The 17,095-nt window shown below is 72.4% G+C and carries 14 protein-coding genes; 5 read left to right on the top strand and 9 right to left on the bottom strand.

Going from position 1 to position 17,095, the window contains the following annotated elements:
- Nucleotides 1–30 precede the first annotated feature (30 nt).
- Nucleotides 31–720: a class I SAM-dependent methyltransferase gene (locus OTB20_RS36255; RefSeq protein WP_267824214.1), complete on the bottom strand. Its 690-nt coding sequence runs from the start codon at nt 718–720 to the stop codon at nt 31–33.
- Nucleotides 721–868: 148 nt separating this feature from the next.
- Between OTB20_RS36255 and OTB20_RS36250 the strand changes: the two genes are divergently transcribed.
- Complete coding sequence (locus tag OTB20_RS36250) at nt 869–1,498, top strand: CGNR zinc finger domain-containing protein (protein WP_267824192.1); 630 nt, start codon at nt 869–871, stop codon at nt 1,496–1,498.
- Here the strand turns inward: OTB20_RS36250 and sodX are convergent.
- A complete protein-coding gene (sodX, locus tag OTB20_RS36245) occupies nt 1,402–1,791 on the bottom strand; it encodes a nickel-type superoxide dismutase maturation protease (protein WP_420716559.1) in 390 nt (129 codons plus the stop codon). The two genes, OTB20_RS36250 and sodX, sit on opposite strands and share 97 nt — an antisense overlap.
- A gap of 271 nt (nt 1,792–2,062) precedes the next feature.
- On the opposite strand from sodX, the gene sodN reads away from it, so the two are divergent.
- Nucleotides 2,063–2,458: a superoxide dismutase, Ni gene (gene sodN / locus OTB20_RS36240; RefSeq protein WP_267752013.1), complete on the top strand. Its 396-nt coding sequence runs from the start codon at nt 2,063–2,065 to the stop codon at nt 2,456–2,458.
- Between the two features lie 129 nt (nt 2,459–2,587).
- Here sodN and OTB20_RS36235 read toward each other — a convergent pair whose 3' ends face one another.
- Nucleotides 2,588–2,773: a DUF6104 family protein gene (locus OTB20_RS36235; RefSeq protein ID WP_267824191.1), complete on the bottom strand. Its 186-nt coding sequence runs from the start codon at nt 2,771–2,773 to the stop codon at nt 2,588–2,590.
- A 141-nt stretch (nt 2,774–2,914) separates the two neighbouring features.
- Here OTB20_RS36235 and OTB20_RS36230 point away from each other — a divergent pair, with 141 nt between their 5' ends.
- Nucleotides 2,915–4,141: an aKG-HExxH-type peptide beta-hydroxylase gene (locus tag OTB20_RS36230; protein ID WP_267824190.1), complete on the top strand. Its 1,227-nt coding sequence runs from the start codon at nt 2,915–2,917 to the stop codon at nt 4,139–4,141.
- Nucleotides 4,142–4,289: 148 nt separating this feature from the next.
- Here the strand turns inward: OTB20_RS36230 and OTB20_RS36225 are convergent, their stop codons facing one another.
- The 5 genes from OTB20_RS36225 to OTB20_RS36205 all read right to left on the bottom strand — a co-directional run bounded on the left by OTB20_RS36225 (nt 4,290) and on the right by OTB20_RS36205 (nt 13,861).
- On the bottom strand, nt 4,290–8,270 hold the full coding sequence (locus tag OTB20_RS36225; RefSeq protein WP_267824189.1) for a multifunctional oxoglutarate decarboxylase/oxoglutarate dehydrogenase thiamine pyrophosphate-binding subunit/dihydrolipoyllysine-residue succinyltransferase subunit: 3,981 nt from the start codon (nt 8,268–8,270) through the stop codon (nt 4,290–4,292).
- 258 nt (nt 8,271–8,528) lie between these two features.
- Entirely contained in the window at nt 8,529–9,623 is a 1,095-nt protein-coding gene (locus tag OTB20_RS36220) for a HAMP domain-containing sensor histidine kinase (protein ID WP_267824188.1), read from the bottom strand.
- Nucleotides 9,620–10,363, bottom strand: a complete 744-nt coding sequence (locus OTB20_RS36215; protein ID WP_267824187.1) for a response regulator transcription factor — start codon at nt 10,361–10,363, stop codon at nt 9,620–9,622. Before OTB20_RS36215 ends, OTB20_RS36220 begins: the two co-directional genes overlap by 4 nt.
- Nucleotides 10,364–10,573: 210 nt before the next feature.
- On the bottom strand, nt 10,574–12,340 hold the full coding sequence (locus OTB20_RS36210; RefSeq protein WP_267824186.1) for a glycoside hydrolase family 3 protein: 1,767 nt from the start codon (nt 12,338–12,340) through the stop codon (nt 10,574–10,576).
- A 162-nt stretch (nt 12,341–12,502) separates the two neighbouring features.
- A complete protein-coding gene (locus tag OTB20_RS36205) occupies nt 12,503–13,861 on the bottom strand; it encodes an MFS transporter (protein WP_267824185.1) in 1,359 nt (452 codons plus the stop codon).
- 148 nt (nt 13,862–14,009) lie between these two features.
- Between OTB20_RS36205 and OTB20_RS36200 the strand changes: the two genes are divergently transcribed.
- The gene (locus OTB20_RS36200) at nt 14,010–14,669 is read left to right on the top strand and encodes a TetR/AcrR family transcriptional regulator (protein WP_267824184.1); all 660 of its coding nucleotides are present in this window, start codon (nt 14,010–14,012) and stop codon (nt 14,667–14,669) included.
- A gap of 159 nt (nt 14,670–14,828) precedes the next feature.
- On the opposite strand, the gene OTB20_RS36195 is transcribed toward OTB20_RS36200, so the two are convergent.
- Nucleotides 14,829–15,473, bottom strand: coding sequence for a hypothetical protein (locus OTB20_RS36195; protein ID WP_267824183.1), 645 nt, complete (start codon nt 15,471–15,473; stop codon nt 14,829–14,831).
- Between the two features lie 164 nt (nt 15,474–15,637).
- On the opposite strand from OTB20_RS36195, the gene OTB20_RS36190 reads away from it, so the two are divergent.
- A complete protein-coding gene (locus OTB20_RS36190; protein ID WP_267824182.1) occupies nt 15,638–16,972 on the top strand; it encodes a hypothetical protein in 1,335 nt (444 codons plus the stop codon).
- Nucleotides 16,973–17,095: the final 123 nt, after the last annotated feature.

Raw genomic sequence — 17,095 nt, 5'->3', positions numbered from 1 at the left:
CGTTCCGTGGCCCGTGCTGCCGGCCGGGGCCTACTTCAGGGCCAGCACCAGCCCGTCGGAGGGGGAGCGCCAGACCGTGCGGGCCTCCGCGAAACCGGCACCGCGCAGCGTGTCCGCGTGCCAGGAATCGGGCGGGGTGTCGCCGTCGGCGTGCTCCCCGTAGATCTCGAAACGGGCCTTCGTCGGCTCGGCGAGCGCCGGGTCGGCGGCCGCGAGCTCCCACCACTCGCGCCAGTCCGGCGTCCCGGCCGCCTTCGCCCGGTCCATGCCGCCGTGCCGGTGGGCGCGCTCGGCGGCGTTGATCCGCGGGGTGGCGGGGTCGGGCATGTGGTCGGCGTTCATGAACACCCCGCCGACGCGCACCAGGGGCGCGAGCTGCCCGTAGAGGACGGCCAGTTCCTCGCTGGGCAGCCAGTGCAGGGCGGTGGCCGTCAAAATCGCGTCGTAGGAGCCGTGGGGCAGGGCGGCGCGCCAGTCGGGGTCCTTGAGGTCGGCGGTCACGAAGGTGACGCGGGAGTCGCCCGCGAAATGGCCCCGGGCGATCGTCAACAGTGCGGCGTCCAGATCGACTCCCGTACTGGTGGACTCCGGGAACCTCTTGAGGACGCGGTCCGTGATACTTCCGGTACCGCACGCCAGATCGAGCACCCGGGGGGCGGTGCCGACCAGCGCCTCCACCATGTCCAGCATCACCCCGAACCGCTCCTCGCGGTCGGGCATGTACAACTCCTGCTGCCGGTCCCAGCTGTCCTGCCAGGCCTGCCAGTCGGTAAGTGCCGTATCCGCCACGAAATCCTCCACGCGTAATACCCTCGAAGATGTCTCAGCCGTTACCGGAGACACTAATCCGCAGCCGTAAGGACTACAAGTGGAACTGGCCCATTACTCGGACCATGCCGTGCGCCTGGTCAACACCGAGGAGCCGGCCCGCAACAAGGACTCGCTGACCTCCGTGGACGCCGTGCGCGAGCTCTTCGGCGCCAGCGTGCAGATGGCCCGCCGGGTCACGGACGGTGACGTCACCCGCTTCCGCAACGTCCGCGGCCGGCTGCGCGGCGTCTTCGAGGCCGCCGACAGCGGGGACCACGTACTCGCCGTCGACCTGCTGAACTCCCTGCTCATGGAGTTCCCGGTCAGCCCCCAGGTCTCAGGACACGAGACGATCGGCGAGAAGGGCGGCCCGAACTGGCACATCCACCTGGCCGACCACCCCTCCAACGCCTCCGCCGGCTACGCCGCGATCGCCTGCTTCGGGCTGGCCTTCCACCTCACCGAGCACGGCCCGGACCGGCTCGGCCTGTGCCAGGCCCCGCCCTGCCGCAACGCCTACCTCGACACCTCCACCAACCGCTCCCGGCGCTACTGCTCCGACCGGTGCGCCACGCGCGCCAACGTCGCCGCCTACCGCGCCCGCAAGCGGCTGGAGGCCGAGGAGTCCGCCCGCAACGGACGGAGCGCCGAGGAGGCCCAGGAGAGCCGCGCCCTCAGCGAGCGCTGACCCCGCGCCGCGTGCTCCGGCCGGGGACGCGGCCGAAAGCGCAGCACGGCGGTCGCCAGCACCAGCTCGTCGGGGACCGTCCCGTAGTCCGTGCTGTCGCCCGTCTCGTTGTACGGGTTGTCGCCCAGCACCCACCAGCCGCCCGGCCGCCGCTCCGCCGCCCGCTTGACCACCAGCAGGTCCTGCTGGAACGGGTGGCGCAGCACCACGATGTGACCCGGCCGCACGGGTGCCCCGTAGCGGACCAGCAGCTGGTCCCCGTTCTCCAGCGTCGGCGCCATCGAAGGGCCCATCACCTCGACGGTGCCGATCTGCTTCAACGGCGACGTCCACTCCCGCGTCCGGCCGCGCGAGCGCGTGCTCCCCGCCATCCGTGACCTCCTCACCAGCGCCCATCCGGTCTTCGTGCCACCCCGCATGCTGCCGCACTCTTCCGTACATTCGGTCACCGGCCCGGGCACTCGCCTGGACTTTTGTCCCAACCGGACGGGGGCGCCCGCGAAATCGCCGTTCTCACGGAGTAATCTCCCCCTTGAGAAGACGATCACGAGGAGGACAAACTCCATGCTTTCCCGCCTCTTCGCCCCCAAGGCGAAGGTCTCCGCCCACTGCGATCTTCCGTGCGGCGTGTACGACCCTGCCCAGGCCCGCATCGAGGCCGAGTCCGTCAAGGCCGTGCAGGAGAAGTACCAGGCCAACGACGACGCCGACTTCCGCGCGCGCGCCATCACCATCAAGGAGCAGCGCGCCGAGCTCGCGAAGCACCACGTCTCCGTGCTGTGGAGCGACTACTTCAAGCCGCCGCACTTCGAGAAGTACCCGCAGCTGCACACCCTGGTCAACGACACCCTGAAGGCCCTCTCGGCCGCCAAGGCGTCGAACGACCCGGCGACCGGCGCCAAGGCGCTGGAGCTCATCGCCGAGATCGACCGCGTTTTCTGGGAGACCAAGGCCGCCTGATCCGGCCCCGCGCCTGATCGGCCTTGTCCCGAGGGACGATGACGAAGGGGCCCGACCGCACCTGCGGCCGGGCCCCTTCGGCATGTACGCGGCCCGTGCGGCCTGCCCGGCCCGCGTGCGCCGAGCGCCCTACTCGTCCTCGTCGTCCTCGTCGTCCAGGCGGGCCAGCCAGGTGGCGAGGCGTTCCACCGGGACCTCGAAGTCCGGGTTCAGGTCGACGAAGCTGCGCAGCTGCTCGGCGAGCCACTCGAAGGTGACCTCCTCCTGGCCGCGCCGCTTCTCCAGCTCCTCGATGCCGCGATCGGTGAAGTACAAGTCGGGCTCCGTGCGGTGGTCGGTCGGGTGTGTCCCGTCAGGATAATCCGCCTGCCCTCCGGGGCCGGACCTGACCGCTTTCCGGCGTTCGCGGAGCCCGTCCCCAGGGCAGGGATGGAGCGTCCGCGGCGGGAGGCACGCATGGATCACCCGGAGCCGAGCGACGAAGTGCTGCGGGCGCTCGGCTCCACCGAGCCGTCCGCCGAGGGGACCGCGCTGGTGCGCGGCGTACGGCGGGACCGGCGGCTACGGCTGCTGCGCGAACTCGGGGAACTGCGGGGCGCCCGCGCCGGGGAGGCGGCCGAGCACTGGGCCCTGCTGCGGGAGGCCGGGCGCCGCGACCCCCGCGCGGTGGGCGACGTGGTGCACTATCCGGCCACCGGGGTGTGGGCCGAGGAGACGCTGAGCCGGCTGCGCACGCGGGACGGGCCGCCCGCCGACCTCGGACACCTCGGGGCGCTCGCCGCCGCGGCCGCGCTGCGCGCCGGGATCACCTTCAAGATCACGCTGCGGCCCGGGCACGGCCGCCTGGTCCTGCCCACCCTCGGACTGCTGCGCCCCGCCCGGCCGGGCCCGCTCGCCCTGACCGAGGGCTCCTGGGACCCCGACGACCCCGACGCGCTGGCCCTGCACGCACTGCCCGACGGACGGACCGCGCTCGACGACCTCGACCCGTACCGCGCCCCGGGAGCCGTGCCCGCCGCCCGCCGGCTCACCCCCAAGGGGCACAAGCGCTGGGACACCCAGTGGTCCGGAGCCCTCACGCTGCTACGGCGCTACGACACCGCCCGCGCCGAGGAGGCCGGACTGCTGCTGCGCTGCGTGGTCCCGCTGTCCGGCAGCTCCCGTTCCCACGGCGCGGCCCTGCCCGCGGCGGTGGGCTCCGTACTGGCGCGGGCGCAGCCGCCGCCCACGCTGGCCGCGACCCTCGTGTACGAGGTGCAGCACGGGAAGCTGGCCGCCCTCACGGAGGTGCTCGAGCTGCACACCGCCGACCGCTCCGCGCGGTACTGGGCGCCCTGGCGTGCCGATCCGCGGCCGCTGGAGGGGCTCCTGCGGGGCGCTTACGCGCATCTCGGGCTGGCGGGCTACTGGCAGCGTGCGGCGCTCTACGGGGCCAGGGGGGCTTGGGCACAGTACGCGCGGGTGCGGGCGCAGGTGGCGGCGGTGTTGCCGGTACTCGCCGGGTGCCCGGAACTCACCGTTGGGGGGCGGGTGTTCGTGGAGGCGATGGTGGGGGCCGAGCGGGGGATGGACGGGCTGCCGTCACCCCGGGGGCGGTATGCGGTGGCCCGGGCGGTGGTGGAACAGGAGCGGGCCGGGTGGTGTGCGGCGCACCCGGAGCTGGCTGCGTTCACATCCGGCTGACGCCCGGGGAGCCGCTGCGCGGGGCGAAGCCCCCTGCCCCTGGATGCATGCCGGCGGGGCTGGACCAGCCGGACGGATGAGAAGGGATCCGGACGGCCGGAAGGCCCGGCCCCTCAGGGGGTCGGGCCTTCCGGTGGTCGGGTGAGGGTTATGCCTCGAAGACCTCGTTCAGGAGGAGCTGCTGCTCTGCCTGGTGGCGCTTGGCCGAGCCGACCGCGGGCGAGGAGCCGTGCGGGCGGGAGATGCGGCGCAGGCGCTCGCCGGCCGGGATGTCCGCGCCGACCGCCAGGTCGAGGTGGTCGATCAGGTTCAGCGCGATGAACGGCCACGCACCCTGGTTCGCCGGCTCTTCCTGGGCCCAGATGTACTTCGCCGCGTTCGGGAACTTGGCGATCTCCGCCTGGAGTTCGGCACCCGGGAGGGGGTAGAGGCGCTCGATGCGGATGATCGCCGTGTCGGTGGTACCGCGCTTCTCGCGCTCGGCTTCCAGGTCGTAGTAGACCTTGCCCGCGCAGAAGACCACCTTGCGGATCTCGTTCGGGTCACCGGCTCCGGAGGAGACGCGCGTGTCGCCGATGACCGGACGGAACGCACCGGTCGTGAACTCCTCCGCCTTCGACGCCGCCGCCTTCAGACGCAGCATCGACTTCGGGGTGAAGACGATGAGCGGCTTGTGGTGCGGGTTGTGGACCTGCCAGCGCAGCAGGTGGAAGTAGTTCGACGGGAGCGTGGGCATGGCCACCGTCATGTTGTCCTGCGCGCACATCTGCAGGAAGCGCTCCGGGCGGGCGGAGGAGTGGTCCGGGCCCTGGCCCTCGTAGCCGTGCGGGAGGAGGAGCGTGACGCCGGACGTCTGGCCCCACTTCTGCTCGGCGGAGGAGATGAACTCGTCGACGACGGTCTGCGCGCCGTTGACGAAGTCACCGAACTGGGCCTCCCAGAGGACCAGCGCGTCCGGGCGGGCCAGCGAGTAGCCGTACTCGAAGCCCATGGCCGCGTACTCGGAGAGCAGCGAGTCGTAGACGTTGTAGCGGGCCTGCTCGTCCGACAGGTAGAGCAGGGGCGTGTAGTCCTCGCCCGTCTCCCGGTCGATGAGGACCGCGTGGCGCTGGCCGAACGTGCCGCGGCGGGAGTCCTGGCCGGACAGCCGGACCGGGGTGCCCTCCATCAGCAGCGAGCCGAAGGCGAGGGTCTCGCCCATGCCCCAGTCGATGGTGCCGTCGTCGATCATCGCCGCGCGGCGCTGCAGCTGCGGCATCAGACGCGGGTGGACGGTGACCGTGTCCGGGATGTTGACCTGGGCCTCGGCGATCCGCTTGACGACCTCCTGGGAGATCGCGGTGTCCACGGCGACCGGGAACTCCTGCGCGACCTGCGCGGGCGCCACCGGGGCGGCCGCGGGCTGCGTGGCGGCCTCGCGGACCTCCGCGAAGACCTTCTCCAGCTGGCCCTGGAAGTCCTGGAGCGCCTGCTCCGCCTCTTCCAGGGTGATGTCGCCGCGACCGATGAGGGACTCGGTGTACAGCTTGCGCACCGAGCGCTTCTTGTCGATCAGGTCGTACATCAGCGGCTGGGTGAACGCCGGGTTGTCGGACTCGTTGTGGCCGCGGCGGCGGTAGCAGATGAGGTCGATGACCACGTCCTTGTTGAACGCCTGACGGAACTCGAAGGCGAGCCGCGCGATGCGGACCACGGCCTCCGGGTCGTCGCCGTTCACGTGGAAGATCGGCGCCTCGATCATGCGGGCCACGTCGGTCGCGTACATCGAGGAACGCGAGGACTCCGGGGCGGCGGTGAAGCCGACCTGGTTGTTGATGACCACGTGCACGGTGCCGCCGGTGCGGTAGCCGCGCAGCTGCGACATGTTCAGCGTCTCGGCGACCACACCCTGGCCCGCGAAGGCCGCGTCGCCGTGCAGGGCGACGGGCAGGACCGTGAAGTCCGTGCCGCCCTTGTTGATGATGTCCTGCTTGGCGCGGACGACGCCCTCCAGGACCGGGTCCACCGCCTCCAGGTGCGAGGGGTTGGCGACGAGCGAGACCTTGATCTGCTCGCCGTCCAGGCCGGTGAAGGTGCCGTTGGCGCCCAGGTGGTACTTGACGTCGCCGGAGCCGTGCATGGACTTCGGGTCGAGGTTGCCCTCGAACTCGCGGAAGATCTGCGCGTACGACTTGCCGACGATGTTCGCGAGGACGTTCAGGCGGCCGCGGTGGGCCATGCCGATCGCGACCTCTTCGAGTCGGGCCTCGGCGGCCGAGTCGATGACGGCGTCGAGCAGCGGGATGACGGACTCGCCGCCCTCCAGGGAGAAGCGCTTCTGGCCGACGTACTTCGTCTGCAGGAAGGTCTCGAAGGCCTCCGCCGCGTTCAGCCGGCGCAGGATCCGCAGCTGCTCCTCGCGCTCCGGCTTGGAGTGCGGGCGCTCGATGCGGTCCTGGATCCAGCGGCGCTGCTTCGGGTCCTGGATGTGCATGAACTCGACGCCGGTGGTGCGGCAGTACGAGTCGCGCAGCACGCCGAGGATGTCGCGGAGCTTCATCATCGACTTGCCGGAGAAGCCGCCGACCGCGAACTCGCGCTCAAGGTCCCACAGGGTGAGGCCGTGCTCGGTGATGTCGAGGTCGGGGTGCTTGCGCTGCTTGTACTCCAGCGGGTCGGTGTCGGCCATGACGTGGCCGCGGACCCGGTAGGAGTGGATCAGCTCGAAGACGCGGGCGGCCTTCGTGACGTCGTCGTCGTGCGAGGCGTCGATGTCCCGGAGCCAGCGGACCGGCTCGTACGGGATGCGCAGCGCCTCGAAGACGTCGTCGTAGAAGCCGCTCTCGCCGAGCAGCATGTTCGCGACGACGCGCAGGAACTCGCCGGAGGCGGCGCCCTGGATGACCCGGTGGTCGTAGGTGGACGTGAGGGTCATGACCTTGGAGATGGCCAGCTTGTTCAGGGTGTCCTGCGAGGTGCCCTGGAACTCCGCCGGGTAGTCCATGGAGCCGACGCCCATGATGACCGACTGTCCGGGCATCAGGCGGGGCACGGAGTGCACGGTGCCCAGGCCGCCGGGGTTGGTCAGGGAGACCGTCACGCCGGTGAAGTCGTCCATCGTCAGCTTGCCGATGCGGGCCCGGCGGACGATGTCCTCGTAGGCCTGCCAGAACTCGAAGAAGTTGAGGGTCTCGGCCTTCTTGATGCCGGCGACCACGAGCTGGCGGTCGCCGTTGGGCTTCACCAGGTCGATGGCGAGGCCGAAGTTGATGTGCTCCGGCTTGACCAGCGTCGGCTTGCCGTCCTTCTCCGCGAAGGAGTAGTTCATCGACGGCATGGCCTTGATGGCCTGCACCATCGCGTAGCCGATGAGGTGGGTGAAGGAGATCTTCCCGCCCCGGGCGCGCTTCAGGTGGTTGTTGATGACGATGCGGTTGTCGAACAGCAGCTTCACCGGGACGGCGCGGACGGAGGTTGCCGTCGGCACTTCCAGCGAGGCGTTCATGTTCTTGACCACGGCAGCCGCCGGGCCGCGGAGCGTCACCATTTCGGGGCCCGAGGGGGCCTCGATGGGGGGCGCGGCCTTCTGGGGGGCTACGGAGGAGGGAGCGGCGGCAGGAGCCGCAGCCCCGGTAGCGGGCGCGGCGTGAGCCGCTCCGGTGGAGCCGACGCTCACGGCGGGAGGTGCGGCCGGTGCGGCGGCCGGGGCCTGGGAGGTGACAGTCACAGCAGGGGCACCAGAGGGGGTGGCAGGTACAGGGGCAGGTGCTGACACCGGCGTCGTGGTCGCGGCGCCGGGGGTGGCAGGCGTGGAGCTCGCCGTCCCCGTGGCGGCGGCGTCGGGCGCCTGTGGAGCCACGGCGGTGACGGGGGCGGCGGCCTGTGCGGAGGCGCCGTCCGTCGTCGTCGCGGCAGGGGGAGCGGACCGGTCCGTGGGCTTGTCCGCCTTCACCGGAGCGACAGCGCCCCCCGGCTTGTAGTCGGCGAAGAAGTCCCACCAGGCCCGGTCGACCGAGTTCGGGTCCTGGAGGTACTGCTGATAGATCTCGTCGACGAGCCACTCGTTGGCTCCGAAGCCGGGTGAGGGGTTCTTCCCGCCCTCTCCTGCTTCGGTCTTGGTGGTCGAGTTACTGGGGGACTGTGACGACACGGCGGCAACCGCCCTCTTCCGCTTCACAAGGTATGGACAGCGGGAATAAAGGCTACGCCTCCCGGACCGTTGGATGCAGACCGGACGGGACTTACGTCGCGCAGGTCACATCGAACGGCGGGTTTCACCACCTGGAATGGCGGGAAACAAACTCGGTTCGGGCAGGAGGCACCGCGGTTGCGGCCCCCTTGGCTTCGCACCCCTGACGGACCGCGGCGCGTGTGGCCGAGATCATGTCCTTCCCACTCGAACCCTACGTCAACCCGGCGCCTGCGAGCTGCCCGGAAGTGTGACGAGCATTCGGCAGCCGCGTGCTGATTCGGCCACTCCGATGTGCCCTCCGTGCAGGCCGACCGCCCATCGGGCGATGGCCAGGCCCAGGCCGGTGCCGCCGTCGCCGCCCCTCGCGCTGCCCCGGTTGAACCGCTCGAAGACCCGGTGGCGCTCCGCCTCCGGAATGCCGGGACCTTCGTCCCGCACCTCCAGCACCAGGCCCCCGGGCGCTTCGCCGGCCCGGGCGTGGACCGTGACCCGGCCGTGCGGGGGGCTGTGCTTGACGGCGTTGTCGATCAGGTTCGCCACCACCTGGTGCAGCCGCTCCGCGTCCGCGTACGCCGCAAGGTCGGGCGGGGACACGTCCAGGTGGAGGTGGACGTCGTTGCGGGTGTGGCCGCCCGAGCCGGAGGACAGCCCCGGCCGGCCCGCGGCCGCGAGGCCCGACTCCTTCAGGACCCCGGACAGGTACGGCCACACCTCGAAGCGGCGCGCCCGCAGCGGAACCACCCCGTTGTCGACGCGGGAGAGGTCCAGCAGGGTTTCCACGAGCCGGCCGAGCCGCTCGGTCTGCTTCAGCGCCGTGCGCATCGTCTCCGGATCGGCGGCGGAGACCCCGTCCACCACGTTCTCCAGCACCGCCCGCAGGGCCGCGATCGGCGTGCGCAGCTCGTGGGAGACGTTGGCGACGAGTTCCTTGCGGTGCCGGTCCACCGCTTCCAGGTCGTCCGCCATCAGATTGATGGTGGAGGCCAGGTCGCCCAGCTCGTCGCGGCGGCCCGCCTCGCGCACCCGGCGCGTGTAGTCCCCGCGGGATATCGCACGGGCCACGGTGGTCATGTCGTCCAGCGGCGCCGTCAGGCTGTGGGCCACGAACTGGGTGATCAGCATCGAGGCGATCACCGAGAACACCGTGATGAAACGCACTTCGGTGGCGGTGCGCATGGCCACCATCAGCAGACCCGTGGTGATGAAGACCGACACCACCACGAGCGTGCCCAGCTTGGTCTTGATCGAGAACGGGGAGAAGGGCCGCAGCCCTCCGGGAGGCCGCTGCCCCGGCGGCCGGTAGCCGCTCACGGCTGCGCCGGGGTCTCCAGGGCGTACCCGACGCCGTGGACCGTACGGATCCGCTCGGCGCCGATCTTCCGCCGCAGCGCCTTGATGTGGCTGTCGACCGTACGGGTCCCGGACGCGTCGGCCCAGTCCCACACCTCGGCGAGCAGCTGCTCCCGCGAGAGCACCGCCCGCGGGGTCCCGGCCAGGCACACCAGCAGGTCGAACTCGGTCGGAGTCAGGTGCACGTCCTCGGTGTGCACCCGCACCCGGCGCTGCGCGTGGTCGATCTCCAGATCGCCCAGGCGCAGGGTGGCCCCGCGCGGGGCGTGCGCGGCCAGGGTGGCCCGCTCCACCCGCCGCAGCAGTACGTGGACCCGCGCGGCCAGCTCGCGCATCGAGAAGGGCTTCGTCATGTAGTCGTCGGCGCCGACCCCGAGGCCGACGAGCATGTCCGTCTCGTCGTCCCGGGCGGTGAGCATGAGCACCGGAACGGGCCGCTGCGCCTGGACCCGGCGGCAGACCTCCAGGCCGTCGAAGCCCGGCAGCATGACGTCCAGGACCAGCAGCTCCGGCAGCCAGCTCTCGGCCGCGGCGACGGCCGCCGGGCCGTCGGCGGCGGTCTGCACATGGAAGCCCTCGGCGCGCAGCCGGGCCGCGATGGCCTCCGCGATGGTGTGGTCGTCCTCGACGACGAGCACCCGGCGCTGTGCGCCGGGGGTGGCCGCGGCGCCGTTGTGGGTGGTGGTGTGCGTCTGTTCCATGTCCCGCCCCTGAAGATCCCGCGTGGTAGGGGTGCAGCGTAGAGGAGCCGCTGGCCTCCGGCTATGACGGGTTCCGGACGCGGGAGCTCGCGGGGAGGGGGAAAGTGCGCTGCCGGGTGCGGCGCCGTTGCCGGGGGGCGCTGCCGCGGACCCCCGCGCCCCACCCGCCGGCGGGGGTGATTCGGCTGGTGGGGCGCGGGGTCCGCGGGGTCAGAGGGACAGGCCGTGGCCGTGCGCGAACACCGGGTTCGCGGTGTCGTTCGGGACGTCCGGGCGGGAGGCGGCGACGGCTTCCATGGAGCGCGGGAGCTCGAAGGGGAGCCGGCCCGCGGCCGTCGCCCGGCCGAAGGCCACGTCCAGGAGGGCGGCGTCCGAAGCCCCGTAGTCCGCGATCAGCGCAGCCGCCCGCTCCGCGATCTCGGGGATCACCGCGGCCCGCTCCAGGTTGATGCAGACCAGGGTCGGGACGGTGTCGAGCAGCGTCAGGACCTCGGTGAGCTCGGCCTCGGGGAAGGCCAGCGAACCCGAGTGGAAGAAGGACTCGAAGATGTTCGTGCGGGGCTCGTGCGGGGTGCGCAGCCGCAGCACCGCCAGATCCGCTTCGGCCGGGTCGGACACGAGTTCCCCGTACGCGGCGGCGACGGCCTCGTCCACGCCCTTGACGTACAGCTTCGGGCGGCCGGACAGCGGCAGCGTTCCCCCGGTGTTGGCGAGCACCGTCAGGGAGCGCCGCTGGGCGGCGGCGCCGGCCGCCGCGAAGTCGGCGCGGCCGACCGTCTCCGCCGCCGCGTCCGGGTCCACGTACGGGTTCTCGAACAGGCCGAGGACGAACTTCTCGCGCAGCAGCCGGCGTACGGACTCGTCGATCCGGCTCTCGGTGAGGCGGCCCGAGCGGACCATCTCCACGATGACCGCGGGGCACTGCTCGCCGCCGAACTGGTCCGAGCCCGCCTCCAGCGCGCGGGCCGCCCGCTCGGACACGCTCAGGTGTTCCAGGCCCCAGGCGCGGGCCGGGTGCGGCTCGCCGAAGATCGTCGACTCCGTGAGCAGGCCCCAGTCGGTGCACACGATGCCCTGGAAGCCGAGCTCCTCGCGGAGCAGGCCCGTGACCACGCCCTTGTTGAAGCCGAAGCCGACCTCTTCCCAGTCGGTGCCGATGGGCTGGCCGTAGTACGGCATCATCTGCGCGCAGCCGGCCGCTATGGCCGCCTTGAACGGCTCCAGGTGGTGCTCGCGCATCCCGCCCGGGTAGATCTGCTCCTTGCCGTGCGCGAAGTGCGGGTCCTCGCCGTCCTTCTGAGGGCCGCCGCCGGGGAAGTGCTTGACCATCGCGGAGACCGAGGCCGCGCCGAGCGCCTCGCCCTGCAGCCCGCGTACGTAAGCCCGGACGAGCTCGCCCGTCAGCTTGGCGTCCGAGCCGAAGGTGCCCGACTGGCGTGCCCAGCGCGGCTCCGAGGCCAGGTCGATCTGCGGGTGCAGGGCGACGCGGAAACCGACGGCGAGGTACTCGCGGCGCACGGTGTCGGCGAACTCGAAGACCAGCTCGGGGTCGCCGATCGCGGCGAGGCCCAGCGCCTCGGGCCAGGCGGAGAAGGCGCCGGCGTTGAAGGAGGCGCCGACGTTGTCGGTGAAGGAGTGCCGGGGGTCGGTGGACAGGGTCACCGGGATGCCGAGGCGGGTGCCGGCGGCCATCTCCTGCACGGCGTTCTGCCACACCGCCATCTCGCGGGCGCCGTAGCTGCCGAGGAGGTTGAAGTGGGTGAGGAAGCGGCCCTCGATCAGCTCGGGGGTGGTGAACGGGAGGATCGAGCCGTCGGTCTCGGTGACCGGGGTGCCGTCCGGATTCATCATCAGCATGGAGTGGAAGAGCTGGCCGGCCTTCTCCTCCAGGGTCATGCGGGAGAGCAGGTCCTCGACGCGCCGGTCGACGGGGAGGGCGGCGTCCTTGTAGGCGGGCAGGCCTTGGGCGGTGGTCATGGGCTGGCTCCTGAGAGGGGCGGTCGGGGGCCGGGTGCGGGACCGGCCGAGGGGGTGTTGGTGGGTGCGGGGCGGCCGTGCGCGCGGCCGGTCACCGGGCCGTTCGCGGGGTGCGGGCGCGGGTGCCCGCCGGGGTCCGTGCGCGGACGGCCGGGGCGGTGGTCACCTGACCGAGCGGATCAGCTGGACCAGGGCGGCGCCGACGGCCGCCGCGATGCCGCCGAACAGGAAGAGGGCGCCGTAGTTGCCCCCGCCGCCGATGGCGAGGACGAACGGCGCGAGCATCGGGACGAGGGATTGCGGGAGGGCATTGGCGATGTTCAGGACGCCCATGTCCTTCGCGGCGGTCTCCGGGTCGGGCAGGACGGCGGCGGCGAGTGCCACGTCGACCGCGAGGTAGAGGCCCTCGCCGAAGCCGAAGACGGCCACCGCGAAGAGGAACATCCCGAAGGTGCCCGCGGTGGCGATCAGCAGCAGGCCGACGCCGATGACGAAGGCGGACGCGAGCACGAAGGGCTTGCGGCAGCCGGTGGCGTCGGAGAGCCGGCCGCCGGCGAGGGAGCCGACCACCACGCCGCCGACGGTGACGAGGGTGGTGGTGGACATCTTCGAAGCGACGTCGCCCTCGGCGACCCCGAGGCGGTCCATCAGGAAATAGACCTGGTAGCTGGTCACGCAAGCGATGCCGACGAAGACCAGGAATCGGCTCGCGAAATTCCACGAGTATTCGGGGTTCTTGCGCGGATTCACCCAGAAGCTGTGCAGGAATTCCCGAAGGCTGTACGGGGCCACGGACTCGGCGCGGGCCGGCCGGTCGGGCATCACGGCGGCGAGGACGCACACCCCGAGAACACCGACGACGGCCGGGACGATGAAGGCCAGCGCCATGTGGTCCGCGAAGAGCCGCGCGAGGAAGCTGCCCGCCACCATCGAGACGGACAGCATCATGCCGACCATGCCGCAGACGCGGCCGCGCTGGTGGTCCGGGATCAGGTCCGGGATGCAGGCGGTGACCATGCACAGGGCGGCGTTGCAGCCGAGCTGCGCGATGGCCCAGCCGATGAGCAGCGTGGTGACGCTCGAGCCGAGGCCGACGACGGCCAGCCCGATGGCGGCGACCGCCATGCCGCCCACGAGCCAGGGGCGCCGGCGGCCGAACCGGCTGGTTGTGCGGTCGGAGAGGGCGCCGAAGAGCGGGTTGCCGACGAGGGCGAGGAGCGCTCCGACGGAGAGCACCTTGCCGAGGGCGGCGCCGCGCTCCGCCTCCGGGACGATCTGGGCCACGCGCAGGGCCAGGGTCACGACGATCGGGGTGAAGGCGGCGATGCAGACGCCGAGCTGGGCGGCGACCAGACCGAGTATCAGCTCGGCCGGGGCGTCGGGCGGGGAGCCGGCCGCGGCGCGGGCCGGGGTGCCGCCCGAGGTGCCGGCCGTAAGGGTGGCCGGAAGGGCGGATGGGGTGGCCGGATCAGGCCGGTCAGTGGCGTCGTATGCGCTTCTGGGGTCCTGCGTGAGCGGCATGGGTGCTCCAACGTCTCCGCGTCGGCCTCGTCGCCGGCCGGGCGGTTTCACGGTAGGCGCGAAAACCGCGCACCCACTAGGTTTTCAAGTAGTGAGCTGGATCACTCCGCCGGGTTGGCCGGAAACCGTCGGGTTTATGGTGGTCGGCATGGCACAGGACAAGGGCCGAACGACCCCGAAGGCGGGGGCCGGTCGGGGCGGTTACGCGGTGGGCGACGCCCGAAGGCAGAAGATCCTCGACACCGCCGTGGAGCACTTCGCGCAGTGGGGCTTCCACGCCTCCTCGCTCGCCCGGATCGCCAACGACTGCGGGATCACCCAGGGCGGCCTGCTGCACCACTTCCGCGGCAAGGAGGACCTGCTGCTGTCCGTCCTGGCGCAGAGCGAGCAGCACGACATCGAGCGGCTCTTCAGCGAGACCGGCGAGGAGGTTCCCTCGGTCGCCGCGCACTTCGCCGCGGTGATCGCCCTCGCCGAGGACAACGCCCGCCGGCCCGGGATCGTACGGATGTACAACACGCTGGTCGGCGAGTCCGGGAACCCGGGCCACCCCGCGCACGCCTACTTCCGGCAGCGCTACGACCGGGTCCTCGGCTACAGCGTCGACCTGCTCCGGGCGGGCGTCGCGCGCGGCGAGGTGCGGCCGGAGACCGACTGCGAGGCCGTCGGCCGCGAGAGCGTCGCGGTGATGGACGGGTTCCAGATCCAGTGGGTGCTCGACCCGCAGGGAGTGGACATGGCGGTCCTGCTGCGCGGGTACCTGGACCGGCGGCTGCGGGAGATCACGGTGGCGGGGACGGGGCTGTGACGGGCGGCTGGAGGCGCTAGGGGTGTTCGGCGCGGCATCGCCGTGGCGGTGTCGCCCTGCGCGACCGGTGCGGCTGCGACCGGTGCGACCGCGCTCGCTGCGGCTGCGTTCGCCGCGCTCCGGCGCCGGCGTTCGTCGGCGCGGCCCGTCGGGCCGCCCTCAGCGCGCCTCGAAGGGCGGCAGCGCGCTCAGGACCCCCTCCAGGGGCCGCGGCAGCGCGGTCTGGTCGGAGGCGACCTCGTAGCCGTCGTGCCGGAAGGAGTATGTGAACGCGTCGGGGACCGGCTGGTCGGGCTGCGAGATCCGAGGCAGGCGGGGGAAGTCCGCCTCCCGGAGCGCGGTGCGCAGCTTCGCCAGGGCGGCCGCCGAGAGCTTGTCGCGGTCGACCGTCTCGGCTCTGGCATTCAGCCGAAGGAACGATCCGTCACCTTTGATGATCAAGGTGACGTTCTTTCCGGCGATGCCGCCGCTGCGGGTGACCGCGACCAGGGTCGCGTCGGAGGCGGGCGGCGAGGGGGGAGCGGGCGCGGGAGCGGAGGTGCTGGGCGCGGGCTGCGGGGCCGGAGCGGTGGTACCGGTGCCCGGACTCTGACCGGCGCTCTGGCCGGGGGACGCGGTCCCCGGGCCCGTCGCCGTCCCGGACGGACCGCTCGTCGGCGTCCCGGCTGCGCTGCCGGTGCCCGCGCTCGACGACGGGGAGGCCCCGTCCTTCGACCCGTCGGACGAACACCCGCCCAGGGCCACCACCACGGCCAGCGCCGCGGCCGCCGTCACCACGCCCACTCGCCCGTCACGTGCCCGCACGCGCCACCCCCGCAGGTATCCGACTCGAACCCCGAGTATGGAGTCAGCACCACCCGCACGGATAGCACCCGGAGGCCCACATCCGCCGCTTCACCCCCTGGCGCTGGCTGCCGCCGCTCACCGCCGTCGTACTCGGCCTCTGGGGCCTCTCGCGGGGCGGCTCCATGTGGCGCGACGAGTCCGTCACGTGGCAGGTCGCGCACCGGCCGCTCGGGGGCCTGTGGGAACTGCTCGGCCAGGTGGACGCCGTGCACGGCCTCTACTACCTGCTGATGCACGCGGTCTTCGCGGTGACGGGCGACGGCGGGGACCCCGGCCCCGGCGGCCTGTGGGCGCTGCGCCTGCCCTCCGTGGCCGCCACCGCCCTCACCGCCGCCGGCGTGGCCGCGGTGGCCCACCGCCTGGCGGGCACGCCCCGGGACGGCGGGGGCGCGGGCCGGTCCCGCGGACCCGAGCGGCCCGACCGGGCCGCGCTGCTGGCCGGGGTCGGGTACGCCGTACTGCCGCCCGTGCAGATGTACGCCCAGGAGGGTCGCTCGTACGCACTCGTCGCCGCGGCCGTCGTCTGGGCCACGTACCTGATGCTGCGCGAGCGGTGGGCCGCCTACGCCGTGGTGCTGGTGCTGGGGTGCTGGCTGCACGAGTTCGCCGTACTCGCGCTGCCCGCGCACGCCTTCGCCGCCTGGCGCTCGCGCGGCTGGCGGCTCGCCGCCGGAGCCGTGGTGGCCGCGCTGCTGCCGCTCGCCCTGGTCAGCGCGCGGCAGGCGCAGCAGCAGCTGGGCTGGCTGGGCAGGCCCGGCTGGCAGGACTGGGCGGCGTACGCGGTGGTCGCGGCCGCGGCCCTGCTCCTGGCCCGGGGGGCCGCGCGGGAACTTCTGCGCGTAGCCCTGCCGCTGACACTTCTGCCGCCCGGCCTGCTGCTCGCGGTCTCGCTGGTGCACCCCTGGTACGTGGACCGGTACGTCCTCTACGCGCTCGCCGGCCTCGCCCTCCTCGCGGGGGCGCGGCTCGCCACGGCGCGGGGCTGGTGGGTGTGGCCGCTGGTCGCGGTCCTGCTCGTCCCCGCCGGGTTCTGGTCCGCGTGGCTGCGTACCCCCGAGAGCCGCAAGGACGACGCCCGGGCCGTGGCGGCGGCCGTCGGGGAACTCGCGCGCCCGGGCGACGCGGTGCTCTTCCTCCCGTCGCGGAGGCGCGAATGGCTGCTGTCCTCGCCGGAGGTCTACGGATCCTTGCGCGACCTCGCCCTGTCCCGCACCCCGGCGGCTTCGCGGAGCCTCCAGGGCGTCGAGCGGACCCCGCAGGAGATCCGGTCGGCCCTGCTGGACCCGGCCGTCGACCGGGTGGTCGCCCTGCTGGACCCGGTGGGACAGCCGATGGACGGCTACCCGGCCGAGGCGGTCAAACGCCAGACGCTGGTCTCCTCCTTCGACCTCTGCTCGGTGACGGACGTGCGCGGCGCCCGCGTGGCCCTCTTCGCCCGGCCGGGCGACTGCCCCTAGTGCTGTGGCCGGAAAGGTTTGCCGGGTCGCGGTGTCTGGTGCGGTGCATCGCAAGGCGGAGGACCACGACCCGTACTGGACGTACCGGCGTGGTCCGACAACGCAGGGGGCACCTCCCAGCGG

Origin of the sequence: Streptomyces sp. H27-H1, from assembly GCF_026627445.1 — a bacterium.
Classification (GTDB): domain Bacteria; phylum Actinomycetota; class Actinomycetes; order Streptomycetales; family Streptomycetaceae; genus Streptomyces.
This window is presented reverse-complemented; position numbering and strand designations above follow the sequence as displayed.